Raw genomic sequence first — 26,545 nt, 5'->3', positions numbered from 1 at the left:
GGTGATGAACATGATATAGTCAATTTAACTTCATAGACTTAGTAGGAGTGGTACATGCTTTCTCAAGCAATGGTTGATCAATTGAATGAGCAAATTAATCTCGAATTTTTCTCATCCAATCTATACTTACAAATGAGTGCTTGGTGTGAAGACAAAGGATTCGAAGGTGCGGCTGAATTTTTACGTAAGCACGCTGTAGAAGAAATGGAGCACATGCAACGTCTTTTCACTTACGTAAGTGAAACAGGATCAATGCCGATCCTGGGTGCTATTGAAGCACCTAAGCACGAGTTCAATAGCCTAGGAGATGTATTCCGCGAGACTTTTGAGCATGAGCAAATGATTACTGAAAAAATCAATAAGCTCGCTCATCTTGCGTTTACATCACAAGACTATTCAACGTTCAACTTCTTGCAGTGGTACGTGGCTGAGCAGCACGAGGAAGAGAAGTTATTTAAAGGGATTTTAGATAAGTTAGATCTTGTTGGTGAAGATGGTAAAGCGCTGTTCTTTATTGATAAAGATTTAGCGGCTTTGGCAAAAGAAGGTTCATCTTCAATAATGGATGCCCCTGCTGAGTAATCGGCGAAAGACACTCTAGTTTAGGTCGTCTTTTTCTCTGGGCATTTTAGAAGATGTAGGGAGGAAAAGATGATCAATGCAGACACAATTCTATTTGCATTATTGATGGTGACGCTGGTGAACATGGTTCGCTATCTTACCGCGCTGCGCTCACTCATTTACATTATGCGAGAGGCTCATCCTTTGCTTTACCAGCAAGTGGATGGCAACGGCTTCTTTACTACCCACGGTAATGTCACTAAGCAAGTTCGTTTATTTCACTACCTCAAGAGTAAAGAGTACCATCACCATCATGATGAAGTGTTTACAGGTAAGTGTGATCGAGTGCGAGAGCTGTTCATCTTGTCGACCTCTCTACTAGGTGTCACCCTGCTCGCAGCGATGATTCTCTGAGTGTTGAATTGGCATTCAAAGTAAATATCGCTAAAATAACCTTTCAAATTGCTAAGGATGTGCATAACGCACATCCTTTTTTATTGGTTTAAATGAGTAGCTATTCATGACGGAAAAGTTTGACGTTGTCATCATCGGAGCTGGCGCTGCGGGGCTAATGTGTGCGGCGGAAGCTGGGAAACGTGGCCGTAAGACACTAGTGCTCGATCATGCTAAAAAGCCAGGTCGTAAAATTCTTATTGCTGGTGGTGGTCGATGTAATTTTACTAATTACGATGTGTCAGCGAATAACTACCTGTGCCAAAACCCTCACTTCGTTAAATCGGCATTATCTCAATATACCAATTGGGATTTTATTTCCATGGTCAGCAAACATGGTATTGAGTTTGAAGAGCGCGATCATGGTCAGCTATTTTGCGTTGGTGACTACACGTCAAAAGACATAGTGAAAATGCTGCTTGCTGAATGCGATTTACCATCGATTACACAACGTTATCAGCAAGATGTTCACCAAATTGAGAAAACCGAGCATGGTTTTGTATTGCATGCCAACACCAATGTGATTGAGTGCCAATCGTTAGTTATTGCAACGGGCGGACTTTCTATGCCTAAGCTGGGCGCGACACCATTTGGATACAAGATTGCGGAACAGTTTGGTCTAGAGGTCATCTCAACCACAGCAGGTCTTGTGCCGTTTACTCTGCACAAAGAAGATAAAGAAGCATTTGCTGAGTTATCTGGAATTGCTGTTCCTGCTGAGATCACTGCTCAAGATGGCACAATGTTCAAGGAAGCGCTGCTATTTACTCACCGTGGATTGTCAGGTCCTTCGGTACTACAGATCTCGTCATTCTGGAAGGCAGGAGAAAAGGTGACGATTAACCTAGTGCCTGAAGCGGATATTGATGAACTGCTACAACGCTCACTTGAGAAGCACCCAAATCAGACACTGAAGAATACCCTGGCTAAGGTGTTACCTAAGCGCTTAGTTGAAGTACTCATCGATAGAAAAGTACTGCAAGATAAGCCGCTTAAACAATTTAACACCAAGCAACTTGGTGAGATTACCCATACCTTGGAAAACTGGCAGGTAATGCCTAATGGAACTGAAGGCTATCGAACCGCAGAAGTGACTCTGGGTGGCGTGGACACCAATCATCTTTCTTCAAAAACAATGGAGTGCAAGCAAATCAAAGGCTTGTACTTTATTGGCGAAGTAATGGATGTAACAGGGTGGCTCGGCGGCTATAACTTCCAGTGGTGCTGGAGCTCGGGCTTTGTGGCGGGTCAGTGGGTGTAATTGTTCAGAGACAATAAAGTTCGCCCATAGTGGTGCGTATTACTATGCTCAATTTAGGTAAGCTTTATTGGATTGAGTATGGGACGTGGTCGAAAAATCGAGTCGTTGGATGATTATCAACGGCACTTAAGGAACAAATATGGGATGGGTCAAGGTGCTAACTACAACCACTGTACAGCAGGAACAGACAATTATTGTGATTTTGTCTTATCACAATCTGCAACAGCTAAAAGCGGCGTTTGGCGTTTTTTTAGCAATGATTTTTAAGCGGTTAGTGCTCTTTAACTATGTAGTTGTATTTAGATGATTGATAATATTAATGCTATTTGTGAGCTTTTATAGAAATAACATATCTCTTGTGCTTTCGAAATTAGGTAATAATGTTGACGCATATCAAAATTAACGGTGATTGCTGTTTAATTGCTCGCTAAAAAGGTTAGATTAGCATTAGTAATGCTTATAATAAGATCTTTCTTATTAATTACAATTGTTTTATTTAACTCTTTAAAATAAATGGATAGCATCAGTTTGCGATATTATACGTTTTTATTCTTTAAGTTCTTATTCTTCTTTTTCCTTTTAGGTTCGAATACTAGTTTCGCTAATGCCTCAGTTTCTGGTAAAGAGAGTGTGCACATGTCAATTGATAGTATTGTTGATAATGACGTTGCTAGTATTCATACAGATATAGGTAAAATAGAAAGTGATAAGTTAGATGATAACGTTCTTCTCATTACCCGAGTAAATAAAGAGCAAAGAGAAAAAATTAAATCACTAACTCGAGATATAGAAATCCTCAAAGAGAAACTTCAGTCAGACAAGAAAGAAATTGGCTTTGAAGTGTGGCTAGGGTTAACTTTAGCCAGTGTGACGCTGATAGTTACGGGGCTCGGCGTAGTCATTGCTCTTTTAGCCTTTTTTGGATATTCAAATATTAAACGAGAAGCAACTAAAGCTGCTGTTAAGAAATCAGAGTTATTGGTGCTGAAGGCTATAAAAGAAGATCAGTTTAACGAGGTCATTTATTCTGCTGTAGAAAGAGCCGTGTACAGGGGCATTCTATCTGATGAAGACTTTCCGGAAGAAGAGGAGCTTAGCTTGTGAAGTGGTGTAGTGAATGGAAACTATTAACTCCTGATCAGCAAAAAATTATTTTAGAGCATCAGGCCTGCTTTCCTATCAAAGTTGGAGCTATAGCTAAAGCCTTTGGTATCGTAGTGAAGAGATCTACGTTAAAACCAGGTATTTCTGGAGTGATAAAGGAATCTGATGGAGTCGTAGAAGTTAAGATAAGTAGGCATGACTCGGCAGAAAGGCAGCGGTTTACTCTTGCTCACGAGATTGCACACTATTTACTGCATAGAGATAAAATTGGTGACGGTATTGAAGATACAATGTTGTTTCGTTCTTCATTATCAAGTGCTTTGGAGGCTCAGGCTAATAGACTTGCAGCTGACATCGTAATGCCATTTACATTAATTGATGAGATTAAGTTCCCTGAGGATACTCGATTAGAAGTAAAAGTTGAGAGAATAGCAAAATTAGCTGAACTATCTATACCTGCTATAGAAGTTAGATTGGGTAAAAAGGGGTTCTAGAATGTTTGACAACAAATTTCCTTATCAATATTGCCCCATTCTTGCTATTAGTCCATCTGAATTGCAAGGGTTGAAAGAGCTACCTGACAAAGATAAAAACCTAATTCTACCTGTATTCCCGATAAAGTCGTGGGCTGCTGCCAAAGAACTAAAAAATTCCATTGATAAAGTAGAGGAGTCGATTGGAAAAGATAGGAAGTGGATTGCTGATATAGATGATGTAGATCTATTAGGTCGTAAGGAAGAGACTTATCGTCCTGTTCATCATGACTTGCGAAAACTCATAGATCCTGAAGGTGGCTATCGAAACTGGTGTGATTTTATAAAAGAGCACACTAATACAATACCTTGTCTCCAACTTAACGACCTAAGTGAAATTACGACTCAAATTAAGGTGCTTAGTACCCTTGGTAGAGGGATTGTAGTTATACTTAAACAAGTCGATCTTGAGTCTAAAAGATATCAAACAATCCTTTCCAACTTAACTGATGTTAGTAACTTGTTGGTTATTTTAGATCTTGAGCAAATAACGAAAGAGCAAGTAGAGCTGAGTTATCAAATTATATTATATTTGCAGGCAATAAAGGTGATGCTTCCTCAAGCAATGGTTTCTCTTTCATCTACATCTTATCCTGATAGCTTTGGTGGCTATCACAAAGGCGTCAAAAGCATATATGAAAGGGCTTTATTCGATAGAGTAAAATCTTCAATTTCTGATTTGGTATATTCAGATCGAGGTAGTGCCAGAGCAACAAAAATGTCTGGTGGGGCTGGTGTTCCACCTCCAAGAATCGATTATGCCTGCAGGAATGAATGGAATTTTATTCGTATGGAGTTCAGTACTCTTTCTGCTTCGTTGAGTAAGAGTGAGAAACAGGCCAAAATTCGTAAAGAAAAAATGGAGCTGTATACACTCATTGCGCAGCAAATAATGGAAGAGCCTTATTGGGAAGATGAACTTGCACTATGGGCAAATTACATAATTGAGCTGACTAGTAAAGGTGACCAGTTTGGGATTAATAGTGCTCAGAAAGCTACAGCCGTAAGAATTAACAAACACCTATATACTCAACTTCATTATAATTCTCTAGATTTAGCCGGAGATACGGATGATGACTGGGAAGATTAGTTATTAACTGAAATACATTTGATGAGGCCATTAGCTAGAGTAAGCAGAGGCCTCTGCAAATTGTTGAAAATCCGCAACGTGTTGCTCGATGTTATCCCAAAAAGCTCTGCTTTGACTTTGCTCTAGCCTTACTCTTTCTCGATGTTCACTAAAGCGACTTAGCATCTTTATATCTTCTTTCTCTACTTCTCTGTTGTTTGTCGCATTCATAAATGATTGAGTTACTTTTGAAAACTTTCGTCTTAGTGCTGCTTCAACACCTTGCCTAAGAACCTTGTTTGGTACTGATTCTAAGGCTTTTTCGATAGACTTCCTGTCTTTCTTAGTCTTGAGTTCCAGTTTGGAGGAAAGTCTGTGCAAATCGATAGAGTCCATCATATCTATTAGTTTGTTGTTATCTATCTTCTGCTGAAGTCGTCCCCTTTGCTTGACTTTTATTTTTGACTTACTAACTTCCCATAATCCAACGTTCCCTGGTAAAGAGTCTTCAAGCATAGAAACAAACTTTTGATCTGATACTACGGTAACCTTGTCAAAGTACTCTAAGTATTTATTTACTTGCCCACTTAGCCTATTTAAAGAGTCTGCTTCACTTTTTATTTCAAATGCGAGTAGCTTGCCTTGGTTAAAGATCGCTAAATCGACACGTCGCGAAAAATCACCGATAGTTAACTCGCTCATAATGATGGAGTTTTCATCTATGATATTCCTATCTCGGAGATAGTTGAGGGTAAGCGCCTTTATATCAGGCTCTAAAAATCTGAATGTCTCTTTCATTACAATTAGTTCGTAAGTCTTGAGTTTTGGACAACATTGCTATACTAGCACAATTTTGTGTAGCAATAGATAGTCGTTCTTAGTGCCACACTTGTACTTTATGGTAAGTAACTTTGGAAACTGCACAAATTTTCGTGAAGCAAATATGAATAGAGTTCACTCGTAGGTACTACACTTATCCTATAAAAAGTGAAGGGTAGCGAAGGAGTGAACTCTATGAGCCAAGAAGCACTGATATCTCGTATAAATGAATTACCTCGTATCGAAAGTGTTTTGCAAGAACTGCTCGAGATGGTTAACCGTGACTCAATCGACTTTAGTGAGCTTGCACATAAAATGGCTATGGATCAGGTGCTGCTGGCTCGTGTGTTGAGGATGGCAAACTCAGCTCAGTTTGGAGGCGTTAAAGGTACCTCCAATATCAATGATGCCATTGTTCGTATCGGTATCGGAGCCATTCGCAATCTTATCTCATCCTCTATTTTGGCTTGTAGCTTTCCAAAAATAGAAACTCTCAATATCAAAGACTACTGGGCTGGCACGTTTGAAGTGGCCACGATCGCCAGTACCATCGCAAAAGATATCAAACTCGATCCTAATGAAGCGTTCACAACGGGTATTTTGCATAACATCGGCGAGTTAATGATTCACACATTAGAACCGGAAAAAGCGGTTGCGATTAGTCAGCGTGTCGCAAATGGAGAAAATGCGGCTTTAGTGCAGAGGGAAGTGCTTGGTGTTGATGCTCAGCAGCTTGGCGCAGTATTGGCAGAAAGTTGGAAGTTTCCTAATGAGCTGGTGGATGCGATAGCCAATGTTAATCACCCTGCCAAAGCGGTTGAATCCAAACGACTCGCTTGTCTGATGTACTTAGCTCGTGATGCTCATCAGAGTTGGGACGCGATGTTTGACGAACATGAAAAGCAACGCTATTTAGCCAATAGCAAAGCGGCTCAAGCTCTACATGTATCGCCAGAACTGGCGTCCAAAATTGATAAAGTGCGTGGTCAGGGAAGCGAACTGGCCTATCAATTGTTCTAAATAGATAGGCCAGTGATTGGTTGTGAATTTGTTAGATGGCTTGTTTGCTAACATCCTTTTTGCCAAATCTTATCTGCTGGATCACCAAGCCCACTATAATTAAGACCAACCCGATGAGAGTGGATGGATGAATCTGCTCTCCGATAATGCTTGCCAGTAGCATCAATGAGATAAAAGGTGAGGCGAAAATTAGGTTGCTAATACGCGCCGTATTTTGCGTGAGTTTCAATGCACTTAGCCATAAGACGAAAGTAACACCCATTTCAAAAAGCCCCACATAGGTCACCGCAAACCAGCCTTGAGTCGATATCTGTGTAAAGGAAAGGCCTTCATACAGGGTTAAACCAATAGCACAAGGGATTGCGACTAGGAAACCTAATAGCACGCCAACAATTGGATCCGCTTTGTTTTTGGTATTGAGAATCCAGTAGCTTGCCCACAACAGAGTCGAAAGTAGTGCTAAACCAACGCCAAGTGGGCTGTCAAAATTCAAACCGAGAACATCGCCTTGAGTGGCAATCACAATGACTCCAAGATAGCTAAAGGTACAGGCAAGCCAATCTTGCTTACGAATCTTTTGCCCTAAAAAAGCAGCGGCCATCAGAGTAAGAGTAATCGCCCAGCTGTAATTGATAGCCTGTGCTTGAGATGCGGGCAACAAATCATAGGCCTTGAACAAAATAATGTAGTAGGCAAGAGGGTTTATCAGGCCAAGTAGTATGTAGTACCAAGGGTTAGAGAGGAACGTGCTTGGTAATAGTTTGAGCTTGCCTTGAACGGTACATATGGCCAAAAGCGCAATGGCAGAGACAATGCTTGCGATGGTAAGCATTTGAATTGGAGAGAACTCTGCCAGAGTGAGTTTGAAAGCAGTGGCTACCGTTGACCAGAGTAATACAGCCGATAAACCTAATCCTAAAGCGCGACGCTCGTTCATGATGTTCCTTAATAAAACCAATGACTTGTATATCGTTAGCCATTGGTGTGGTACAGAGTGCGGAGCGCCTAGTCTAGCTGTTCGATATCTAGCCGACAAACTGGACATTTATCCAGTGGTCAAATACCATTGAAACTATCGAAATATGAAGAGTTAAATCATTATTATGCAATGGATTCTTGAGCATCAAGGCGTGCTGGCTAGTGGAATGATCAGTGCAATAACCAGCGGGTTGGTCGTTGGCTGGTGGGTCAAACAAAAAATGCGTTTTAACCAACAGCTCCTTGAACAACAAGTAGAATCGAATCAACAGTTGGCGAGTACGCAAATAGCACAACTAGAGAAGGAGCTGGCAGAAGCTCAGCAAGATCTTGATGAACTCGATGGTGAGCGTGATAGAGCGGCTCTTGAAATTAAACAATCCCACGGAAAGTTGATGGCGGTGCTTGAGAAGCTGCGTTACTTTGAAGCGGTGAAACAAGAACGCCAGCAGTACGCTGATGATTTAGATCGTCTTCGTGAACAAAAATCTCAGCTTGAAGCACAGTTGCGAGAGCAGGAAGCACGTCATGAGCAAGAGAATAAATCTAATCATGAGAAGCTACAGTTACTGGAACAAGCAGAAGAACGTTTAAAGCAGCAATTTGAATATCTTGCTAACCAGTTGTTTGACGCCAAAACCGCAAAGGTTGATCAGCAAAATCGTCAAAGCCTCGATGGTTTGCTGACGCCGCTAAGAGAGCAACTCGAAGGGTTTAAGAAACAGGTTAGTGATAGCTTCAATCAAGAAGCGAAAGAGCGCCATACCTTAGTTCATGAGCTTAAGAATCTACAACGTCTCAATGAACAGATGAGTAAGGAAGCGTTGAATCTCACTCAAGCCTTGAAAGGTGATAACAAGCAGCAGGGCAACTGGGGTGAGGTGGTACTTGCAAGGGTGTTAGCGGAATCGGGATTACGTGAAGGACATGAGTATCAGACTCAAGTCAGCTTACAGAACGAGGCTGGAAAACGCTATCAGCCAGATGTCATTGTTCATTTACCGCAGAATAAGCAAGTCGTGGTGGATTCGAAGATGGCACTGGTCGCCTACGAGCGTTACTTCAACTCGGAAACTAACCATGATAGGGAGCGTGCTTTAAGTGACCACTTACTTGCAATTCGTGCTCATATCAAAGGGTTATCCCAGAAAGACTACCATCAACTAAAAGGTATCCAGAGCTTAGATTACGTATTGATGTTCATTCCCGTCGAACCTGCTTTCCAAGTTGCGATTCAGGCAGCCCCAAGCCTAGTCAAAGATGCAATGGAGCAGAACATCATTTTAGTCAGTCCGACGACCTTGTTGGTTGCTTTACGCACCATTGATAATTTATGGCGTAATGAGCGTCAAAACCAAAATGCACAAATCATTGCTGAACGGGCTAGTAAGCTCTATGACAAGCTGCGTTTGTTTGTTGACGACATGGAGAGTTTAGGTGGTGCGCTCGACAAAGCGAATCAGAATTATCAAGGGGCGATGAATAAGCTTGTTACCGGACGAGGTAATGTGATTCGTCAGGCAGAAAGCTTTAAGCAGCTCGGAGTGGAGGTGAAAAAATCCATCTCAAATGACTTAGCTCAGCTCGCACATCATGATCAATTCACAGAAAATGCAAGCTTGGATAAAAATGACTCGTTCGCTGAAAGACATACGGATGAGGATAAAGTAAACTAATCGCCCGCAGTGCTTAGGTCGTATTAATTCAATGCACTGTACGAAGAGGAATCACAATGACGGATACAAGCGTGCAATCGAATACAGCTTTAGAATCTAATGAAACCACGCATTTTGGTTTCACCACCGTAGCGAAAGAAGAGAAAGTCGCAAAAGTTGCTGAAGTTTTCCACTCTGTGGCAGCTAAGTACGACATCATGAATGACCTGATGTCAGGTGGTATCCATCGCTTATGGAAACGTTTTACGATCGACTGCAGTGGTGTTCGTCCTGGTCAGCGTGTTCTTGACCTTGGTGGTGGTACAGGTGATCTGACGGCTAAATTCTCACGTATCGTCGGCGAAAAAGGTCATGTCATTCTAGCGGATATCAATAACTCGATGCTTAACGTGGGTCGTGATAAGTTACGTGACAATGGCATTGTTGGTAATGTTCATTATGTTCAGGCTAACGCGGAAGAACTCCCTTTCCCTGACGACTATTTTGATGCAATTACAATCAGCTTCTGTTTACGTAATGTAACGGACAAAGATAAAGCACTGCGTTCCATGTACCGTGTATTAAAGCCGGGTGGTCGTCTGCTTGTGCTTGAGTTCTCTAAGCCAGTATTTGAACCTCTATCAAAGGTTTATGACAGTTACTCTTTCCATTTATTGCCGAAAATGGGTGAACTGGTGGCCAACGATGCAGAGAGTTACCGTTACCTTGCAGAGTCTATCCGTATGCACCCAGATCAAGAGACGCTAAAAGGGATGATGGATGAAGCCGGTTTTGAGCAAACCAGTTACTACAATCTGACTGGTGGCATCGTTGCGCTGCACCGTGGTTACAAATTCTAAGGTTATCCGCTATGCCATTTGAACCACTTGTAACGGCAGTGATTGAAACATCGCTCAACATTCTAATTAAGGATGACCCAGAATTGGGTCGTCGTCTTGCCCGTTTAAAAGGTCAGGTTATTCAAGTTCATCTCAAAGAACTGAATAAAACACTAACCTTTATCTTTAGCCAGCAAATTGATGTGTTGGCAAACTATGAAGGCGAGCCAGATTGTTACTTATCCCTCAATCTATCTGTGCTTCCAGAATTGCGTGAGCAATCCAACATTACTCGTTTGATCAAACAAGATAAGTTGATTCTTGAAGGTGATATCCAACTGGCACAGAAGTTCTCTCAGCTTATGACGGATTGCAAACCTGACATTGAAGAGTGGTTGTCTAGAGTGACTGGTGATGTGGTTGCTCACACTGTCGTGAAAGGCGCTGCCAACGTGGGTCAAATGATTAAGTCACAAGCGACTAAGCATCAAAACCACCTTGCTCAAGTCTTAACTGAAGAATGGAAAATAGCTCCTGCGCCACTTGAAATTGCTCACTTCTGTGATCAAGTTGATGATGTCAGAAGCCAAGCTGCACGTGTGGAAGCGAAACTTAATCAGCTATTGGAGCGTGCATGACCTTAACTGAGCTGCGTCGCTTATACCGAATCATCCGAGTCCAATTGGAATATGGTCTTGATGAGTTGCTACCCAATCATCAATTAACTAAAGCGCCTCTGTTAGCACGAAAAAGTCTGTTCTGGATTAAGAATCAACATCCAGACAAGCCACTTGGCGATAGACTGCGACTAGCGCTGCAAGAGCTTGGCCCGGTATGGATCAAGTTTGGTCAGATGATGTCGACACGTCGCGATCTTTTTCCTCCTCAGATTGCCGATCCACTTGCCTTATTGCAGGATCAGGTTTCCCCATTTGATGGTCAGCTAGCTAAACAGCAAGTAGAGCAGGCGCTAGGCGGTGCACTTGACACTTGGTTTGATGATTTTGATATCAAACCGCTGGCTTCGGCCTCCATTGCTCAGGTTCACACGGCTAAGCTTAAGTCGACTAACCAAGAAGTGGTATTAAAGGTCATTAGGCCAGATATTCGCCCGGTCATTGATGCAGATCTAAAACTGATGTACCGCATGGCGCGTATAGTCGCAAAAGCACTTCCTGAAGCACGTCGTTTAAAACCGGTCGAGGTCGTGCGTGAGTACGAGAAAACCTTACTTGATGAGCTTGATCTAAGACGTGAAGCGGCGAACGCGATTCAGCTGCGACGAAACTTTGAAGGAAGTGAAGAACTTTACGTTCCAGAAGTGATTACTGATTTCAGTAATAAAACTGTCATGGTTTCTGAGCGAATATACGGCATTCAAGTATCGGACATCGAAGGTCTGAAGGCGAATGGCACCAACATGAAGCTGCTAGCGGAACGTGGTGTGAGCGTGTTTTTTACTCAGGTATTTCGAGACAGCTTTTTTCATGCTGATATGCATCCGGGCAATGTGTTTGTTGAGCCGGAGCACCCTGAGAATCCTCGTTGGATAGGCTTAGACTGTGGCATTGTCGGTACGCTTAATAGTGAAGATAAACGCTATTTAGCAGAGAATTTTTTAGCTTTCTTTAACCGAGACTATCGCCGAGTTGCTGAACTGCATGTTGAGTCAGGTTGGGTTCCACGTGAAACCAATGTGGATGAGTTTGAATTTGCTATCCGTATTGTATGTGAACCTATATTTGCAAAGCCTTTGTGCGAAATCTCATTTGGTCATGTGCTATTGAATCTCTTCAATACAGCACGACGATTTAATATGGAAGTTCAGCCTCAGTTGGTTTTGCTACAAAAAACCTTGCTCTATGTGGAAGGCCTAGGTCGACAGCTATACCCTCAATTGGATTTGTGGGAAACCGCTAAACCATTCCTTGAAGAGTGGATGATGAACCAAGTAGGGCCTCAGGCGGTGATTAATGCGGTGAAAGATAGAGCGCCGTTCTGGGCAGAAAAATTGCCAGAGCTGCCTGAGCTTCTGTATGACAGCTTGCGTCAGGGCAAGATGATGAATCAGCGTATCGATCAGCTATATCAAGGTTATCGTTCCAGCAAGCGTCAGCAAGCGACAGGAAAATTTTTATTTGGTGTTGGTGCCACATTAGTCGTATGCTCGGCAATATTGGTCAACAGCACATATGAGCAACTTTCAATGGTGAGTGCACTAGGTGGCGTCACATTTTGGTTGCTTAGTTGGCGAGCTTATCGTCGATAGACGTTAAACTCTTGAAATAATTTTGTTTAATAAGACCCGAGGTAAAAAGAATGGGTGGTATTAGTATTTGGCAACTTCTAATTATTGCTGTCATCGTTGTTCTACTGTTTGGTACTAAGAAACTACGTGGCATTGGTGGCGATCTTGGTGGCGCAGTAAAAGGCTTTAAGAAAGCGATGAGTGAAGATGATGCAGCTAAGAAAGACGCTGACTTCGAGCAAAAGAACCTAGAGCAGCAGAAAACGGACGCGACTGCTGAAACTAAGAAAGACAAAGAGCAGGCGTAACTCGTGTTTGATATCGGTTTTTGGGAACTGGTATTAATATCTGTCGTTGGGCTGGTGGTTCTTGGTCCGGAGCGTTTGCCTCATGCAATTCGCAGTGTCTCTAAGTTTATAGGCGCAGCAAAGAATATGGCGAACAGTGTGAAAGACGAGCTTTCTCACGAGCTTAAGATACAAGAACTGCAAGAAAACTTGCGTAAAGCGGAACAAATGGGGATGGAAGACCTTTCCCCAGATCTGAAGGCTTCGGTAGAGCAATTGAAGCAAGCTGCGCAAGATGTACAGCGCCCATATGCGAGCAAAAGCGACTCAGCATTGAATAAGTCTGAGACAGTGAATGAGAGTATTGAATCCGTTCCAAGCGCCAATGACTCCAGGGAGAAGGTTGAGAGTTTATCTCCTCAACCATCACCACAGGCAGATAAAAAAGCCGAATAGTCTCGCATTAGGAGGAGCTGTTTAATTGCAGCTCCTTTTCGATTTTTTTGAGTAGAGGTTTCCATGTCTTCTGTTGAGCAGACACAGCCTTTGATCAGTCACCTATTGGAGCTACGAAATCGCTTATTACGTGCAATTCTAGCCGTGTTGGTGGTGTTCATAGGGCTGATCTATTTCTCCAATGATATCTATGAGTTTATCTCTGCACCTTTGGTAGAGCGTTTACCAGAAGGGGCAACGATGATTGCAACTGATGTTGCATCTCCGTTCTTTACCCCGTTAAAGCTGACATTAATAGCGTCTATTTTTCTCGCGGTACCGTTTATTCTTTATCAAGTTTGGGCTTTCGTTGCACCGGGCTTATATAAACATGAACGTAGACTCATCATGCCACTTATGTTTTCAAGTTCACTACTGTTTTACTGTGGTGTTGCTTTTGCCTACTTTGTGGTATTTCCGTTAGTGTTTGGATTCTTCACCGCTATCTCGTTGGGTGGGGTGGAGTTTGCGACAGACATTTCGAGTTATCTCGATTTTGTACTGGCTCTATTCCTCGCATTTGGTATTGCATTTGAAGTTCCTGTCGCAATTATTTTGTTGTGTTGGACAGGTGCAACCACACCGAAAAGCTTGAGTGAAAAACGTCCATATATTGTGGTCGGCGCATTTGTCGTTGGTATGATGCTAACGCCACCAGATATGATTTCACAAACCTTGCTGGCAATACCGATGTGTTTGCTTTTCGAGGTGGGTTTATTTTTTGCTCGTTTCTATGTTCGCAAGGACGAGGCTGATGAACAGGAAGAAGAAGTCTAATCTTCTGCCAAAGACATAAAAGGCTTGCCAATCGGCAAGCCTTTTTCGTTTAAGAGATGTTGATTCAAAGGGCAAACAGGGTTGTTGCGTTTTGTGTGGTTAACTGGTCTACCTGCTCGACACTGATTTGACGTAGCTCAGCGATGCGTTGGGCAACCAAAGCGGTATAAGCGGGCTCATTACGCTTACCACGATGAGGAACTGGCGCTAAATAAGGGCAGTCTGTTTCAAGGATGACATAGTTCATATCAAGATGAGGTATCACCTTGTCCATTCCGCCATTTTTGAAAGTAGACACGCCTCCAAGGCCGAGGTGGAATCCGAGGCCATTGATTGCTTTAGCCTCTTCGAGGCTGCCACCAAAGCAGTGGAACACGCCTGATAGGGAACCGTCTTGTTCCTGACTTAGTAAGCCCAGGGTTTCTTTGATCGAATCTCGCGTATGGATGACAACCGGCAGTTTCATCTCTTTAGCCCAATTGAGCTGTGTGATGAAGGCCATCTCTTGCTCTGCTCTAAAGGTTTTATCCCAGTAAAGGTCAATACCGATCTCGCCTACGGCAATAAAGCGATGTTTCTCAAACCATGAATAGATGATATCTAGCGTCTGTTTGACATTACCATCGACATAGCAAGGGTGGAGTCCCATCATCGAACGGCAAATCTGTGGGTATTGCGCTTCAGTGGCGAGCATTGGCTCTATCGAATCTAAGTCGATATTAGGTAACAATATTCTATCAATGCCTTGGGCTAGGGCCCGTTTAACTACGTCATCACGGTCTGCATCAAATTCACTGGCATAGATATGCGCATGGGTATCGATCATGGTCTGTCTCTGGAACTCATTGAATGGATGCCAGTATACGGCAGTGTGAGCATTTGGTCATTTTTTGCATTTTTCTGCTTTGTTGCTAGCGTCACTACCAAGGAGTGATATTATGCAATCCAAGCACTTTCACCAGACAAGGAGAATAGAGTGTCAGTTTCGATTCAAGGTCAGTTCCCTGGCCGTCGCATGCGCCGTCTGCGCAAGCATGACTTTAGCCGCCGTCTAATGGCTGAAAACCAACTGTCTGTAAATGATTTGATTTACCCAATGTTTATTTTAATGGGTAAAGATCGCCGCGAAACCGTGGAATCTATGCCAGGCATTGAACGTCTTTCTATTGATTTGATGTTAGAAGAAGCTCAATACCTTGCTCAGTTGGGTGTGCCTGCGATTGCTCTATTTCCTGTTGTGAATCAAGACGCAAAAAGTGTGTGCGCAGCGGAAGCGTACAACCCAGAAGGTCTGGTGCAACGTGCAGTTCGCTCTCTAAAAGAGCACATCCCAGAAATCGGTGTTATCACAGATGTGGCTCTTGATCCGTTCACCACACATGGTCAGGACGGCATCATCGATGAAGAGGGTTACGTACTTAACGATGAAACCACTCAAGTTCTGATTAAACAGGCGCTATCACACGCAGAGGCAGGCGCAGATGTCGTCGCTCCTTCTGACATGATGGATGGTCGTATCGGCGCAATTCGAGAAGCGCTTGAGCAGGCAGGTCACATCAATACTCAGATCATGGCTTACTCTGCGAAGTATGCATCATGTTACTACGGCCCATTCCGCGATGCGGTTGGTAGTGCGAGCAACCTTAAAGGTGGCAATAAGAAGAACTACCAAATGGATCCGGCGAACAGTGATGAAGCGATTCACGAAGTCGCGATGGACGTCAACGAAGGCGCCGATATGGTTATGGTTAAGCCAGGCATGCCTTATCTTGATATTGTTCGTCGTGTTAAGTCTGAGCTACAAGTTCCAACATTTGCTTATCAGGTTTCTGGTGAGTATGCGATGCACAAAGCGGCCTTTGCCAATGGTTGGTTGAAAGAGCGTGAGACGGTGATGGAATCTCTGTTGTGCTTTAAGCGCGCAGGCGCCGATGGCATTCTGACCTACTTTGCTAAAGATGTTGCTGAATGGTTGGCGCAAGAGAATGCACAGGCAGCTGAATATCTTAAAGGCTCACAAGAGTAAAGCCATAACATTGATTTGTTGAATTAAAGGCTAGCGCTCCGCTGGCCTTTTTGTTTTTGGGGAAGAGTAATGACAGTTATATGCCGCGAAGGGACGTTGACTGAGTGTGTTGAGGTTGTGAATGACATTACCGAGTTTATTCATAAAGAAACCATTGAGAGTTTATCTGAGCGACTTGAAGGTAAACGCTATCTCATCCAGATTGCGGAGGAAGAAGGGCAGTTGCTCGGCTTTAAGATAGGCTATCAACTCGATGAAGAAACGTTTTACAGCTGGTTTGGTGGGGTTTCGTCTAAGGCGAGAAATAAAGGTGTCGCACAGAAATTGTTAGATGTTCAAGAGAGTTGGGTAAAGGAACAAGGCTATAAACAACTCAAAGTGAAATCGAGAAACCAGTTTGCGGCGATGTTAAGACTCTTGCTTAGGAATGGTTATCTCATTGAAAAATTTGAACAAAAAAATCCTTTGCTCGAGAGCCGAATTCACTTTTTGAAGGTACTCAAGTGAGTTAATAAAATAAATGAGATTTTTTCTCATTTAGATGTTGACTCATTAAATGAGAATGGTTATTATTTATCTCGTCTTAGGGAATGAGAGAAGTTCACAAGGACGGTGAGTTACCAAATTCAACATTGGAGTTGGTGATGACACAGAACTTAATCGAACTTGCACGAGTTCTTTTTGACACGACATTGCTCACATTGCTTCCAGTGTAATTTATAGCTTTATGGCAAAGCAGAGACATTCACCTGAATATGCTTTGACCCCTTTTTGCTAGGCGACATCGAAAGATGTCGCTTTTTTTATAGCTAAGATTTTTGGATGAACAAAAGGACACCAATAGTCTTTTCCACAGTCAAGGATCATTGTCAGATCGATCTAGGAATGATCGATCTAATTAAATATTCTTTTATTACATAAAGTTAAGTTGTGTCGGTTGTCTTTTTACTAACCATTTATATCCTGTGGGTAAATTATATAAACAGAGTTATCCACAATTTTGGCATTGTGTTGAAAAAGGAATGTGCAAATGTGTGAGTCGGTCGCAAAGAGTTAAAATGGATTCACTCTCGCAGTCATGGCATCCTAGGCAGATCTTATTTGCATTCTCTTTGGATACGTACAAGCTATGGCTCATATTCCTGATAATCCGTTAATCCTAATCGACGGTTCTTCTTACCTTTATCGCGCATTCCATGCTTATCCAGGCACGATGAGCAATGGTGATATTCCTACCAACGCTGTCTATGGTGTGGTGAATATGTTGCGCAGCATGATGCGTCAATTTGCTTCTGACCGTATTGCTGTGGTTTTTGATGCGAAAGGTAAAACTTTCCGTGATGACATGTATCCAGAGTACAAGGCAAACCGACCACCGATGCCCGATGATCTGCGCTGTCAGATCGAACCATTGCACAACGTCATTCGTGCAATGGGCTTACCATTGATCTGCATTCCCGGAGTTGAGGCGGATGATGTCATCGGTACGTTAGCTTACCAAGCATCGCAAGAAGGCATGCCGGTACTGATTAGTACGGGTGACAAGGACATGGCTCAGTTGGTCGACGACAACATCACACTGATCAATACCATGACTAACGTGGTAATGGATCGTGAAGGAGTGGTTGAGAAGTTTGGTATTCCACCTGAGTTGATCATCGACTACCTCGCTCTAATGGGCGACAAAGTGGATAACATTCCTGGGGTTCCTGGTGTTGGTGATAAAACGGCCACGGCACTGCTACAAGGGATCGGTGGTATCGATAAACTTTATGAAAACCTTGATGATATCGCAGGCTTAGGGTTCCGTGGTTCTAAGACCATGGCGCAGAAGCTAATTGATAACAAAGAGAATGCTGAGCTTTCTTACCAATTGGCAACCATCAAACTGGATGTTGAGTTAGATTGCACGCCTGAATCACTTCTCAAGGCGGAACCGAATAAAGATGAATTGATTAAGCTCTACGGTCAGTTAGTGTTTAAATCATGGTTAAATGAGCTGCTTGATGGTGGTACGGGTGTCGTAGCAGCCGACGAAAAGTCAGGTGCTCAGATTAATAGTGCATCAGCAAGCTCAGTGCCAGATATGAATACATCGGCAGTGACCATAGATCGTAGTCAGTATGAGACGATTCTGGATGAAGCGACATTCAACGTTTGGCTAGAGAAACTAACATCAGCGGAAGTCTTCGCTTTCGACACAGAAACTGACAGCCTAGATTACATGGTCGCAAATTTAGTCGGTGTGTCGTTTGCGACAGAAGAGGGCGTAGCCGCTTATGTTCCTGTTGCCCATGATTACCTTGACGCACCTCAGCAGCTAGACCGTGATTGGGTGTTGGAGCAGTTGAAGCCAATACTAGAAGACGATAACCAAGCGAAAGTGGGACAAAACCTGAAATACGATGCTAGCGTGCTCGCTCGTTATGGTATCGAGATGAAAGGCATCAAGCATGACACCATGTTAGCGTCATACGTTTATAACAGCGTTGGCGGCAAGCACGATATGGATAGCTTGGCACTTCGTTTCCTTCAGCATAGCTGTATCTCATTTGAACAGATTGCTGGTAAGGGTAAAAAGCAACTTACCTTCAACCAGATTGAGCTTGATCAAGCCTCACCATATGCAGCCGAAGATGCCGATGTCACACTTCGTCTTCACAACCGCTTGATGGAAAACATCGAACAAGACGCTAAGCTTCAATCGATCTACCAAGAGATAGAAGTTCCGTTGGTGCCTGTTCTTTCTCGTATTGAGCGTACTGGTGTTCTCATTGATGATATGAAACTCGCAGCCCAGTCTCAGGAAATCGCCCTACGCTTAGATGAACTAGAGCAGAAGGCGTATGAGATCGCTGAGCAAGAGTTCAACATGAACTCTCCTAAACAGTTGCAGGTTCTATTATTTGAAAAAATGGCTCTGCCTGTTATTAAGAAGACGCCATCTGGTACGCCATCAACTAATGAAGAAGTACTGCAAGAGCTGGCTCTAGATTATCCGTTACCTAAAGTAATCCTAGAATATCGTGGCTTAGCGAAGTTGAAGTCGACCTACACGGATAAGCTACCGAAGATGATTAATCCGGTGACAGGCCGTGTGCATACTTCCTATCATCAAGCTGTCACTGCGACAGGTCGCTTGTCATCAACGGATCCTAACCTACAAAATATCCCTATCCGTAATGAAGAAGGCCGTCGAATTCGTCAGGCATTTGTGGCGCCTCACGGGTACAAGATCATGGCAGTTGACTACTCGCAAATCGAACTGCGTATTATGGCTCACTTATCTGGTGATAAAGCACTACTGGACGCGTTCCAGCAAGGTAAAGATATCCACGCTGCTACGGCTGCGGAGATCATGGGCATCACAATAGACCAAGTGAGTTCTGAACAACGTCGTCGCGCTAAAGCGGTTAACTTTGGTCTGATTTACGGCATGAGTGCTTTTGGTTTGGCGAAGCAACTTGGTATCCCTCGTGGCGAAGCGCAAGACTACATGAACAAATACTTCGAACGTTACCCAGGTGTCATGCAGTACATGGAAGATACTCGTAGCGCAGCAGCAGAGCAGGGCTATGTTGAAACCATTTTTGGTCGCCGTTTGCATTTACCTGAAATTCAGTCTCGTAATGGCATGCGTCGCAAAGCTGCAGAGCGAGCGGCAATCAACGCTCCAATGCAGGGAACTGCGGCCGATATCATCAAGAAAGCGATGTTGTTAGTCGATCAGTGGATTCAAGCTGAAGGTGATGGTCGAGTAAAACTCCTGATGCAAGTTCACGATGAACTGGTTTTTGAAGTTCAAGAGTCAGCTTTGACCGAAATTGAAAGTAAAGTACAAGAATTAATGGAATCAGCAGCTGAACTTGCAGTGCCTCTTGTGGCTGAAGCGGGTCATGGTGATAACTGGGAACAGGCCCACTAGACAAAAAATAGCCATTTCAATGGAATTAATATGAGCTAGCGCACAAACGCTGGCTTTTTTTTGGCATGAATAAAGTATCGAGTCATTCTGCCTAAATGTTGCTAAACAAAATTTTAATGAAAAAAACTTACAAAAGTGGTTTTCATTTCTGACCAATTGTTGTACATTAATCGACGTAGGGTACAGAGGTAAGATGTTCTATCTTTCAGACCTTTTGTTTCACGTTATTGGATTAGGCTGATTCAGCCGCCCCAGTCAGCTTTTGACTGGGGCGTTTTTTATTGGGCCAAGTAAAACTTTGTGGCTCTATCCAAGTAACATTTCTGCTGCCTTTATTCCTGTCTTATATCATCAAAGCAAACCATCTCTATCTTCAGTTTTGTAACTAAAAGAAAATATGTAACTTATTACCAGTCACACTTTGGTTATTTTGACTCGAAAACCAAAAACTTGCTGCGTCGTGAAATGTAGATCTAACTTGAAATAAAGTTAATTAAATCAATGATTTGTTATTGATTGTCTTTTGATTGATGAAGGATTCTAGTTGGAGAGATTAAGTTGATTTGCAACGGCAGATAACAGATCCTTAGCGAATAATAACTAATAATACCTATTCTCTCCCGTTGCCCCACCAGTGAGGCAGGGCTAGATATCACGACAATCCGGGCTTATTCGATTTCGTTGTCACTATTTTCTTCGTCAACAATCTCATCAATCAGAGCTTCTGCTAGTGCTGGTGCAAACCATTCATCAAGTTTGTTACGTAATACGTCAACACCAATGCCTTTAAGCGATGAGAAAGCAGCGACACTAACATCTCCGCCAAAGCCGACAGCGTCTTTCTTTATTTTCAACACTTGGGCTTTGCGAGCACCGCTTTTTAACTTGTCAGCTTTAGTAAGCAGGACTTGAACAGGAATGCCACTATCTACCGCCCAGAAAATTAATTGCTGGTCTAGGTCTTTCATTGGATGGCGGATATCCATTAGCACGACCAGTCCTTTCAAACATTGACGCTTTTGTAGGTACTCGCCTAAAGACTTTTGCCACTTTTTCTTCATTTCTAGAGGAACTTGAGCAAAACCGTATCCAGGAAGATCGACAATATGGCAACCCTCTGTCACTTTAAAAAGGTTAATAAGCTGTGTACGACCTGGGGTTTTACTGGTTTTCGCAAGGCTACGTTGATTAGTCAGGCGATTTAAAGAGCTCGACTTACCCGCATTGGAGCGTCCAGCAAACGCAACTTCGATACCTTCATCCTCTGGCAAATGACGAATATCAGGTGCACTAGTGATGAAATGCGTGTTTTGATAATGAATTTTTACGCTCACTGTTAACTCCATCTCGACTTTGTGTAGTCGATTGATTACTTTTTTGTGAAATTGTGTAAAATAACCGTGCTCGGCATAAGGTCGCCTATTGTACCATGAGTGGTACCGGAAGCTTGATAATTATAATGGAATGTCATGAAGAAATTAGCGCTAATCTTGAGTCTTTTAGCCAGCTGCTCTGTGTGGGCCCAAGGCAGCATTGAAGCTGGTAAAGCAAAATCCCTAACATGTGTTGCCTGCCATGGTGCTGATGGCAACAGTCAACTCGCAATGTACCCTAAGCTAGCAGGTCAGCATGCTAAATATATTGAAAAGCAGCTTAAAGATCTGAAACTGGGTATGACCAGTGGTGGAAAGCAAGGTCGTTACGACCCTGTCATGAGTGGCATGGCTATGCCGCTGACAGAGCAAGACATGCAAGATCTGTCTGCTTACTACGCATCACTTCCTATTTCTAACAACACAACTCCAGAGAATGTTGTTGAAAAAGGCAAGGTGCTATACTCCGCAGGTGATGCTGAGCGTGGTTTAACAGCATGTATTGCGTGTCATGGCCCTCGTGGTAATGGTACTGAATTGTCTGGCTTCCCTAAAATTTCTGGCCAGCATGCAGATTACATCAAAGCCCAACTTGAGAAATTCCGTGATGGCAATCGCGCTAACGATATGAACGCTATGATGCGTGATATCGCGAAAAAGCTAACGGATGAAGATATTGATACGCTTTCTAAATACGTTGGTGGCCTGCACTAAGCCCTACTTATCCGTTCGAGCATAAAGTTGTAAAGAAAAAGCCCAGACTCAGTTCTGGGCTTTTTCGTTTGCGCTTGGTCACATTTCAATTTAGTCAACGATGGATGATCTATCCCTATTGTTTGTGAGAGATCGACCATATGTTGTACTTCATTTCTCTCATGTGTTTTTATAAGTAACTGAAAAATAAATGAATAAAAAAATCACAAGAAAATATTCGTATTTTTTCTTGTTAGTGGATTGTTCAATGAGAGTAAAACGCTAAAGTGTGTTCATCAGCAGGACGTTGATATCGGATACCAGACTAGGAAGTCTCCATGGAAGCAAGTAATAGACGCTTGGTAGTTGAAGAATGGATACAGGGTAGGTAGGACACCTACTTGATAAGGATGGTCACCTTGTCTAATGGTTAAAGACAATGGAAGGGATCAGGCTAAGGAATAGCTCAGGTAGCAGGAAGTCAAAAGGAAAGCCAAAACTCACCAGGATGGTGGCAAACAACACTTTTGGCAGGGAAAGCACCTAAAACAAATGGAATATTGATGCACTAAAATAAGTGCAACACAGTTTGGCCGAAAGGCATTTAGAAAGCGATAGAGTAGCTCTATCGCTTTTTTTATTCCTAATTTTCATGAATCGATGAATATTTGCACAATAGTGCTCCACTCTAAGGAGACTTTCTGGTATGTTTCGCATCCCCGTTTGAGGATGGAACAATGCATAACTGCCCCCTTTGCCAAAGCTTGGAGATTGAACACTACTATGCAGATAAGCGACGAGAGTATCTTTGCTGTCAGCAGTGTGAGCTTGTTTTCGTTAATCCTGATCATCGTTTAGATGCAAAAGAAGAAAAAGCCCACTACGATTTGCATGAGAATGATCCAGCCGATGAAGGGTATCGACGCTTTTTATCTAGGGTCTGTGACCCCATATTAGAGCGTATTGAGCCAAGTTCTCACGGAATTGATTTTGGTTGTGGCCCGGGACCAACATTATCATTAATGTTGCAAGAGCAGGGACATACCATGAGTTTGTACGATATTTACTATCACCCAGATACTGAGGTGTTGAGTAAAACGTATGACTTTATGACTGCCACTGAAGTAATAGAGCACTTATATCAGCCTAACCAAGTGTGGCAGCAATGGTTGAATTTAGTTAAGCCAGGTGGCTGGATTGGTCTAATGACCAAAATGGTCATTGATGTTGAAGCGTTTGCCTCATGGCACTATAAAAATGATCCTACGCATGTGGTCTTTTTTAGTCGCAATACGTTTCGCTATCTGGCAGAGCGGGATCAGCTCGAGCTTGAATTTATTGGTAATGATGTAATTTTACTAAGGAAAGCCCAGTAATGAGCCGTAGTAAGAAAAAGAGATCTGGTGGTCACAACGACGTTATCGTTGTGCGTAACCGCACACAATCAGACGTTGAAGGACGTCTACGTAAAAGAGATAAAAAGCGCAAAGGCCTAAAGACTGGCAGCCGCAACTCTGACGAAAAACAGCACAAGTCACAAACAGCTGGTCAGCAGCGTGATCCGCGTTTAGGCAGCAAGAAAAAGATTCCTTTGATTGTCGAGCCGCAGAAGAAGCTAACCAAATCAGAGCGACGTCTCAATGCTGAACAAGAGCTAGAGATGCTAGAAAATGACGCTCAACTGAACGTGTTGCTTGACCGTATTGATGAAGGTGAAAACCTAGGTGCAGGCCTACAGAAATACGTTGATGAGAAACTTGCGCGCATTGAAGTGTTGATGAAGCAATTGGGCATCTATGATGAAGATGATTCAGAGCAACCAGCGGATGAATCACCAATGGTGGAAGCAAGCTACAAGAAAGCACAATCGGATGACGATTTACTCTCTCAGTTTGAAGATCTGGATTTGAACCAATTTAAAGGATAAGTGAGCCAATGAATGTAACCTTATTAGCCATCGCGGGCGGAGTGATTATTCTCGGCTTAGCATCATATGCGGGTTACCTTCTGCTCAAGCTTAAAAAGCAAAAGGAATTGCAATTGCAGCATCAAAAGCTTGCAATTGAAAAACGTAATGCCAACATTTTTGAAAGCGTCCACGTCCTTTGCTTAGCGGGCATCCAAGAGCAGTGTGACCTATCTGAGGTGAGTATCCGCCTATACAACATCATGGATTATGTTCAGGGTGAAGATAGGGTTGATTTTGATAAAGAGTATCCGGCGACATCGGAACTGTTCCATATCGTTAAAGATATGGCGCGTGGAGAAGAACGCCAGAAACTTGCTAAGCAAGATCGCATGAAACAAAACCTAGAACGTCACAAAGCAGAGTCTCGTCTTCAGGATGCGATTGTTGAAGAATTGAAGCAACTGCAGAAAAAGGTTCAACCGCTGAATAATCAGATCAATATTCAAATGATCTAGATTGGTATTATAGCTCGATCACCTATCCTAAAAGGGTAGTGATCGAGTTATCAATTCTGAGTATTGCCACTCAAAATGCAGCTAGTCCCCCGACGACTATCATCTAGGTGTGGCAAAATAGCCTGCTCACTACAATGGCTTCTTAAGCCAAATTAAGTCTTACAGCCCAAACGGAACTACCATCATGTCGCAGCCTGTCGTCGCAAGCCAACAAATTGTCTGGGATCAAGCCGTTCTAGATAAGTACAACTACTCTGGTCCTCGTTATACCTCATACCCAACCGCGTTGGAGTTTCACGAGGCCTTCACTGTCGCCGACTATGATATGGCTTGTACGCAGTATCCTGAGCGTCCTTTGTCGCTATACATTCATATCCCTTTCTGCCACAAGCTTTGTTACTACTGTGGTTGCAACAAGGTGATTACTCGTCATGCTCATAAAGCGGATGAGTACCTTGATGTACTGGAACTGGAAATTAGAACGCGTGCGGCACTACTGCAAGGGCGAAAAGTGACTCAGCTTCACTTTGGTGGTGGTACACCAACCTTCTTAACCAAAGCGCAGATTAGCCGTTTAATGGCCATTCTCCGTGGTGAGTTCTTCTTTGAGGTTGAAGCAGAAATCAGTATCGAAGTTGATCCAAGAGAAATTGAACTGGATATGCTGGATCACTTGCGTAGCGAAGGGTTTAACCGTCTGAGTATCGGTGTTCAGGATTTCAATAAAGAAGTTCAGAAGCTAGTTAACCGAGAGCAGGATGAGGAGTTTATCTTTGCTATGGTTGAGCGAGCGAAAGAGCTTGGCTTCCGTTCGACAAATTTAGACCTTATTTACGGTTTGCCTAAGCAGACAAAAGAGTCATTTGCGGCGACTCTGAAGCAAGTACTGGAGATGACCCCAGGACGTCTTTCTGTATTTAACTACGCTCACATGCCACAACTCTTTGCTGCTCAACGTAAAATCAAAGATGAAGATCTACCGGTAGCTGAAGAGAAGATGGCTATCTTGCAAGATACCATTGCGACGCTCACTAACGCAGGCTATCAGTTTATCGGTATGGATCACTTTGCCCAGCCGGATGATGAGCTAGCGGTTGCTCAGCGAAATGGTGTGTTGCACCGCAACTTCCAGGGTTACACCACACAAGGTGAAGCGGATTTGGTCGGATTTGGTGTTTCTGCTATCTCAATGATTGGTGATGCTTACGCTCAGAACCAGAAAGAGCTCAAGAAATACTATGCGCAAGTCAACGATCAGCGCCATGCTCTATGGAAAGGCGTAGCTCTTGATAGTGATGACTTACTACGCCGTGAAGTCATTAAACAGCTTATCTGTAACTTCAAACTTGATAAAACTCAGATAGAGTCAGAACTCGGTGTGAACTTTAATACGTACTTCAAAGAAGACTTAGGGTTACTTCAGACCTTTATCAATGATGAATTGGTTGAAGTGGATGACCAAGAAATTCGCGTCACACTGCGTGGCCGTTTGCTTATCCGTAACATCTGTATGTGTTTCGATAAGTACCTAAGAGCTAAGGCAAGGCAGCAACAATTCTCTCGAGTCATCTAGCCATTATTCGATTGGACGATGTTGAATCTGAAAAGCCAGCGTTAAAGCTTAACTCCTATCACTTAACGTGTTCGCAACGCACTGGATAGCAAACCATACTGTTGCGAACGACCCCTCTGTAGCAGTGGGGTATTTTCTGATTTTTCATCATTTGTGATTGTTCACAGTCCCCTCGGTGCATTTCTTGCTTCCGGGCAACTTTTTGCTCGATCTGGGCAAGATCTTGCTCGATTCGAGCAAAAAGTTGCCCAGCTCGTATATTAACAAATGCTTAAATTGTTGAAATATATACATTTTCATTTTGGCACGCTTTTTGACTAAGAGTTAGTGTTATTACACACAACCTCTAAGGATTTTACTATGCCAACTCCATGTTATATTTCTATCGACGGTGAAACTCAGGGTCTGATCACGGCGGGCGCCTGTACGGCT

The 26,545-nt window shown here is 43.0% G+C and carries 27 protein-coding genes and 1 pseudogene; 24 read left to right on the top strand and 4 right to left on the bottom strand.

Features of this window, described 5'->3' with window-relative positions:
- Positions 1-54: 54 nt before the first annotated feature.
- The 6 genes from ftnA to QTN94_RS13100 all read left to right on the top strand — a co-directional run bounded on the left by ftnA (position 55) and on the right by QTN94_RS13100 (position 5,002).
- The gene (ftnA, locus tag QTN94_RS13125) at positions 55-582 is read left to right on the top strand and encodes a non-heme ferritin (protein WP_138973687.1); all 528 of its coding nucleotides are present in this window, start codon (positions 55-57) and stop codon (positions 580-582) included.
- Positions 583-651: 69 nt separating this feature from the next.
- Entirely contained in the window at positions 652-975 is a 324-nt protein-coding gene (gene uspB / locus QTN94_RS13120) for a universal stress protein UspB (protein WP_269378141.1), read from the top strand.
- Between the two features lie 106 nt (positions 976-1,081).
- Positions 1,082-2,275 (top strand): NAD(P)/FAD-dependent oxidoreductase, encoded by a 1,194-nt coding sequence (locus QTN94_RS13115; RefSeq protein ID WP_138973689.1) that lies wholly within the window; start codon positions 1,082-1,084, stop codon positions 2,273-2,275.
- Positions 2,276-2,911: 636 nt separating this feature from the next.
- Positions 2,912-3,379 carry a hypothetical protein gene (locus QTN94_RS13110; protein ID WP_331427881.1) on the top strand — a complete coding sequence of 156 codons (468 nt, stop codon included), beginning with the start codon at positions 2,912-2,914 and terminating at the stop codon, positions 3,377-3,379.
- Positions 3,376-3,873 carry an ImmA/IrrE family metallo-endopeptidase gene (locus QTN94_RS13105; RefSeq protein ID WP_331427880.1) on the top strand — a complete coding sequence of 166 codons (498 nt, stop codon included), beginning with the start codon at positions 3,376-3,378 and terminating at the stop codon, positions 3,871-3,873. The genes QTN94_RS13110 and QTN94_RS13105 overlap by 4 nt, the downstream gene beginning before the upstream one ends.
- A gap of 1 nt (position 3,874) precedes the next feature.
- The gene (locus tag QTN94_RS13100) at positions 3,875-5,002 is read left to right on the top strand and encodes a beta family protein (protein WP_331427879.1); all 1,128 of its coding nucleotides are present in this window, start codon (positions 3,875-3,877) and stop codon (positions 5,000-5,002) included.
- A 30-nt stretch (positions 5,003-5,032) separates the two neighbouring features.
- Here the strand turns inward: QTN94_RS13100 and QTN94_RS13095 are convergent, their stop codons facing one another.
- The gene (locus QTN94_RS13095; RefSeq protein ID WP_331427878.1) at positions 5,033-5,779 is read right to left on the bottom strand and encodes a sce7726 family protein; all 747 of its coding nucleotides are present in this window, start codon (positions 5,777-5,779) and stop codon (positions 5,033-5,035) included.
- 216 nt (positions 5,780-5,995) lie between these two features.
- On the opposite strand from QTN94_RS13095, the gene QTN94_RS13090 reads away from it, so the two are divergent.
- Positions 5,996-6,820, top strand: a complete 825-nt coding sequence (locus QTN94_RS13090; protein ID WP_138973690.1) for an HDOD domain-containing protein — start codon at positions 5,996-5,998, stop codon at positions 6,818-6,820.
- Between the two features lie 31 nt (positions 6,821-6,851).
- Here QTN94_RS13090 and QTN94_RS13085 read toward each other — a convergent pair whose 3' ends face one another.
- Entirely contained in the window at positions 6,852-7,757 is a 906-nt protein-coding gene (locus tag QTN94_RS13085; RefSeq protein WP_331427877.1) for a DMT family transporter, read from the bottom strand.
- Between the two features lie 166 nt (positions 7,758-7,923).
- On the opposite strand from QTN94_RS13085, the gene rmuC reads away from it, so the two are divergent.
- The 7 genes from rmuC to tatC all read left to right on the top strand — a co-directional run bounded on the left by rmuC (position 7,924) and on the right by tatC (position 14,099).
- Positions 7,924-9,474: a DNA recombination protein RmuC gene (gene rmuC / locus QTN94_RS13080; RefSeq protein WP_331427876.1), complete on the top strand. Its 1,551-nt coding sequence runs from the start codon at positions 7,924-7,926 to the stop codon at positions 9,472-9,474.
- A gap of 56 nt (positions 9,475-9,530) precedes the next feature.
- Complete coding sequence (gene ubiE / locus QTN94_RS13075) at positions 9,531-10,313, top strand: bifunctional demethylmenaquinone methyltransferase/2-methoxy-6-polyprenyl-1,4-benzoquinol methylase UbiE (protein WP_138973693.1); 783 nt, start codon at positions 9,531-9,533, stop codon at positions 10,311-10,313.
- 11 nt (positions 10,314-10,324) lie between these two features.
- Positions 10,325-10,930: a ubiquinone biosynthesis accessory factor UbiJ gene (locus tag QTN94_RS13070; RefSeq protein ID WP_138973694.1), complete on the top strand. Its 606-nt coding sequence runs from the start codon at positions 10,325-10,327 to the stop codon at positions 10,928-10,930.
- Entirely contained in the window at positions 10,927-12,561 is a 1,635-nt protein-coding gene (gene ubiB, locus QTN94_RS13065; protein WP_331427875.1) for a ubiquinone biosynthesis regulatory protein kinase UbiB, read from the top strand. Before QTN94_RS13070 ends, ubiB begins: the two co-directional genes overlap by 4 nt.
- 50 nt (positions 12,562-12,611) lie before the next feature.
- Positions 12,612-12,848: a Sec-independent protein translocase subunit TatA gene (tatA, locus tag QTN94_RS13060; RefSeq protein ID WP_331417780.1), complete on the top strand. Its 237-nt coding sequence runs from the start codon at positions 12,612-12,614 to the stop codon at positions 12,846-12,848.
- A 3-nt stretch (positions 12,849-12,851) separates the two neighbouring features.
- On the top strand, positions 12,852-13,283 hold the full coding sequence (gene tatB, locus QTN94_RS13055; protein ID WP_331417779.1) for a Sec-independent protein translocase protein TatB: 432 nt from the start codon (positions 12,852-12,854) through the stop codon (positions 13,281-13,283).
- A gap of 63 nt (positions 13,284-13,346) precedes the next feature.
- The gene (gene tatC, locus QTN94_RS13050; protein WP_331417778.1) at positions 13,347-14,099 is read left to right on the top strand and encodes a twin-arginine translocase subunit TatC; all 753 of its coding nucleotides are present in this window, start codon (positions 13,347-13,349) and stop codon (positions 14,097-14,099) included.
- A 64-nt stretch (positions 14,100-14,163) separates the two neighbouring features.
- Here tatC and QTN94_RS13045 read toward each other — a convergent pair whose 3' ends face one another.
- Complete coding sequence (locus QTN94_RS13045; RefSeq protein WP_331417777.1) at positions 14,164-14,925, bottom strand: TatD family hydrolase; 762 nt, start codon at positions 14,923-14,925, stop codon at positions 14,164-14,166.
- 150 nt (positions 14,926-15,075) lie between these two features.
- Between QTN94_RS13045 and hemB the strand changes: the two genes are divergently transcribed.
- The 4 genes from hemB (at position 15,076) to QTN94_RS20660 (ending at position 20,291) form a co-directional block, all read left to right on the top strand.
- On the top strand, positions 15,076-16,125 hold the full coding sequence (hemB, locus tag QTN94_RS13040; protein WP_269378133.1) for a porphobilinogen synthase: 1,050 nt from the start codon (positions 15,076-15,078) through the stop codon (positions 16,123-16,125).
- Between the two features lie 69 nt (positions 16,126-16,194).
- Positions 16,195-16,632 carry a GNAT family N-acetyltransferase gene (locus QTN94_RS13035; protein ID WP_331417776.1) on the top strand — a complete coding sequence of 146 codons (438 nt, stop codon included), beginning with the start codon at positions 16,195-16,197 and terminating at the stop codon, positions 16,630-16,632.
- A 622-nt stretch (positions 16,633-17,254) separates the two neighbouring features.
- Positions 17,255-20,050: a DNA polymerase I gene (gene polA, locus QTN94_RS13030; protein WP_331427874.1), complete on the top strand. Its 2,796-nt coding sequence runs from the start codon at positions 17,255-17,257 to the stop codon at positions 20,048-20,050.
- A gap of 193 nt (positions 20,051-20,243) precedes the next feature.
- Positions 20,244-20,291 carry a hypothetical protein gene (locus QTN94_RS20660; RefSeq protein ID WP_438356636.1) on the top strand — a complete coding sequence of 16 codons (48 nt, stop codon included), beginning with the start codon at positions 20,244-20,246 and terminating at the stop codon, positions 20,289-20,291.
- Positions 20,292-20,718: 427 nt separating this feature from the next.
- On the opposite strand, the gene yihA is transcribed toward QTN94_RS20660, so the two are convergent.
- Positions 20,719-21,384 carry a ribosome biogenesis GTP-binding protein YihA/YsxC gene (gene yihA, locus QTN94_RS13025; protein ID WP_331417774.1) on the bottom strand — a complete coding sequence of 222 codons (666 nt, stop codon included), beginning with the start codon at positions 21,382-21,384 and terminating at the stop codon, positions 20,719-20,721.
- Between the two features lie 135 nt (positions 21,385-21,519).
- Between yihA and QTN94_RS13020 the strand changes: the two genes are divergently transcribed.
- From QTN94_RS13020 to QTN94_RS12995, 6 genes and pseudogenes are all read left to right on the top strand, one after another.
- Positions 21,520-22,137, top strand: a complete 618-nt coding sequence (locus tag QTN94_RS13020) for a c-type cytochrome (protein WP_331417773.1) — start codon at positions 21,520-21,522, stop codon at positions 22,135-22,137.
- A gap of 716 nt (positions 22,138-22,853) precedes the next feature.
- Positions 22,854-23,492, top strand: coding sequence for a class I SAM-dependent methyltransferase (locus QTN94_RS13015; protein WP_331417772.1), 639 nt, complete (start codon positions 22,854-22,856; stop codon positions 23,490-23,492).
- Positions 23,492-24,043, top strand: a complete 552-nt coding sequence (gene yihI, locus QTN94_RS13010) for a Der GTPase-activating protein YihI (RefSeq protein WP_331417771.1) — start codon at positions 23,492-23,494, stop codon at positions 24,041-24,043. The genes QTN94_RS13015 and yihI overlap by 1 nt, the downstream gene beginning before the upstream one ends.
- 8 nt (positions 24,044-24,051) lie before the next feature.
- Complete coding sequence (locus QTN94_RS13005) at positions 24,052-24,540, top strand: DUF2489 domain-containing protein (RefSeq protein ID WP_138973707.1); 489 nt, start codon at positions 24,052-24,054, stop codon at positions 24,538-24,540.
- Positions 24,541-24,724: 184 nt separating this feature from the next.
- Positions 24,725-26,113 (top strand): oxygen-independent coproporphyrinogen III oxidase, encoded by a 1,389-nt coding sequence (gene hemN, locus QTN94_RS13000; RefSeq protein WP_331427873.1) that lies wholly within the window; start codon positions 24,725-24,727, stop codon positions 26,111-26,113.
- A 360-nt stretch (positions 26,114-26,473) separates the two neighbouring features.
- Positions 26,474-26,545: pseudogene (locus QTN94_RS12995) on the top strand (type VI secretion system tube protein Hcp); the annotation flags it as partial.

Origin of the sequence: Vibrio sp. M250220 (assembly GCF_036533795.1) — a bacterium.
Classification (GTDB): Bacteria; Pseudomonadota; Gammaproteobacteria; order Enterobacterales; family Vibrionaceae; genus Vibrio.
Note: the sequence above shows the minus strand (reverse complement) of the source record. Positions and strands in the feature narration are given on the sequence as shown.

Excerpts from the sequence above, each read along its gene's own strand:
- QTN94_RS13015 (WP_331417772.1), top strand. The coding sequence starts at position 22,854 with ATGCATAACTGCCCCCTTTGCCAAAGCTTGGAGATTGAACACTACTAT.
- QTN94_RS13085 (WP_331427877.1), bottom strand. The coding sequence starts at position 7,757 with ATGAACGAGCGTCGCGCTTTAGGATTAGGTTTATCGGCTGTATTACTC.
- uspB (WP_269378141.1), top strand. The coding sequence starts at position 652 with ATGATCAATGCAGACACAATTCTATTTGCATTATTGATGGTGACGCTG.
- QTN94_RS13095 (WP_331427878.1), bottom strand. The coding sequence starts at position 5,779 with ATGAAAGAGACATTCAGATTTTTAGAGCCTGATATAAAGGCGCTTACC.
- QTN94_RS13070 (WP_138973694.1), top strand. The coding sequence starts at position 10,325 with ATGCCATTTGAACCACTTGTAACGGCAGTGATTGAAACATCGCTCAAC.
- QTN94_RS13100 (WP_331427879.1), top strand. The coding sequence starts at position 3,875 with ATGTTTGACAACAAATTTCCTTATCAATATTGCCCCATTCTTGCTATT.
- rmuC (WP_331427876.1), top strand. The coding sequence starts at position 7,924 with ATGCAATGGATTCTTGAGCATCAAGGCGTGCTGGCTAGTGGAATGATC.
- QTN94_RS13115 (WP_138973689.1), top strand. The coding sequence starts at position 1,082 with ATGACGGAAAAGTTTGACGTTGTCATCATCGGAGCTGGCGCTGCGGGG.
- QTN94_RS13020 (WP_331417773.1), top strand. The coding sequence starts at position 21,520 with ATGAAGAAATTAGCGCTAATCTTGAGTCTTTTAGCCAGCTGCTCTGTG.
- yihI (WP_331417771.1), top strand. The coding sequence starts at position 23,492 with ATGAGCCGTAGTAAGAAAAAGAGATCTGGTGGTCACAACGACGTTATC.
- tatC (WP_331417778.1), top strand. The coding sequence starts at position 13,347 with ATGTCTTCTGTTGAGCAGACACAGCCTTTGATCAGTCACCTATTGGAG.
- hemN (WP_331427873.1), top strand. The coding sequence starts at position 24,725 with ATGTCGCAGCCTGTCGTCGCAAGCCAACAAATTGTCTGGGATCAAGCC.
- ftnA (WP_138973687.1), top strand. The coding sequence starts at position 55 with ATGCTTTCTCAAGCAATGGTTGATCAATTGAATGAGCAAATTAATCTC.
- QTN94_RS13110 (WP_331427881.1), top strand. The coding sequence starts at position 2,912 with ATGTCAATTGATAGTATTGTTGATAATGACGTTGCTAGTATTCATACA.
- QTN94_RS13090 (WP_138973690.1), top strand. The coding sequence starts at position 5,996 with ATGAGCCAAGAAGCACTGATATCTCGTATAAATGAATTACCTCGTATC.
- polA (WP_331427874.1), top strand. The coding sequence starts at position 17,255 with ATGGCTCATATTCCTGATAATCCGTTAATCCTAATCGACGGTTCTTCT.
- tatA (WP_331417780.1), top strand. The coding sequence starts at position 12,612 with ATGGGTGGTATTAGTATTTGGCAACTTCTAATTATTGCTGTCATCGTT.
- QTN94_RS13035 (WP_331417776.1), top strand. The coding sequence starts at position 16,195 with ATGACAGTTATATGCCGCGAAGGGACGTTGACTGAGTGTGTTGAGGTT.
- ubiB (WP_331427875.1), top strand. The coding sequence starts at position 10,927 with ATGACCTTAACTGAGCTGCGTCGCTTATACCGAATCATCCGAGTCCAA.
- ubiE (WP_138973693.1), top strand. The coding sequence starts at position 9,531 with ATGACGGATACAAGCGTGCAATCGAATACAGCTTTAGAATCTAATGAA.
- QTN94_RS13045 (WP_331417777.1), bottom strand. The coding sequence starts at position 14,925 with ATGATCGATACCCATGCGCATATCTATGCCAGTGAATTTGATGCAGAC.
- QTN94_RS13005 (WP_138973707.1), top strand. The coding sequence starts at position 24,052 with ATGAATGTAACCTTATTAGCCATCGCGGGCGGAGTGATTATTCTCGGC.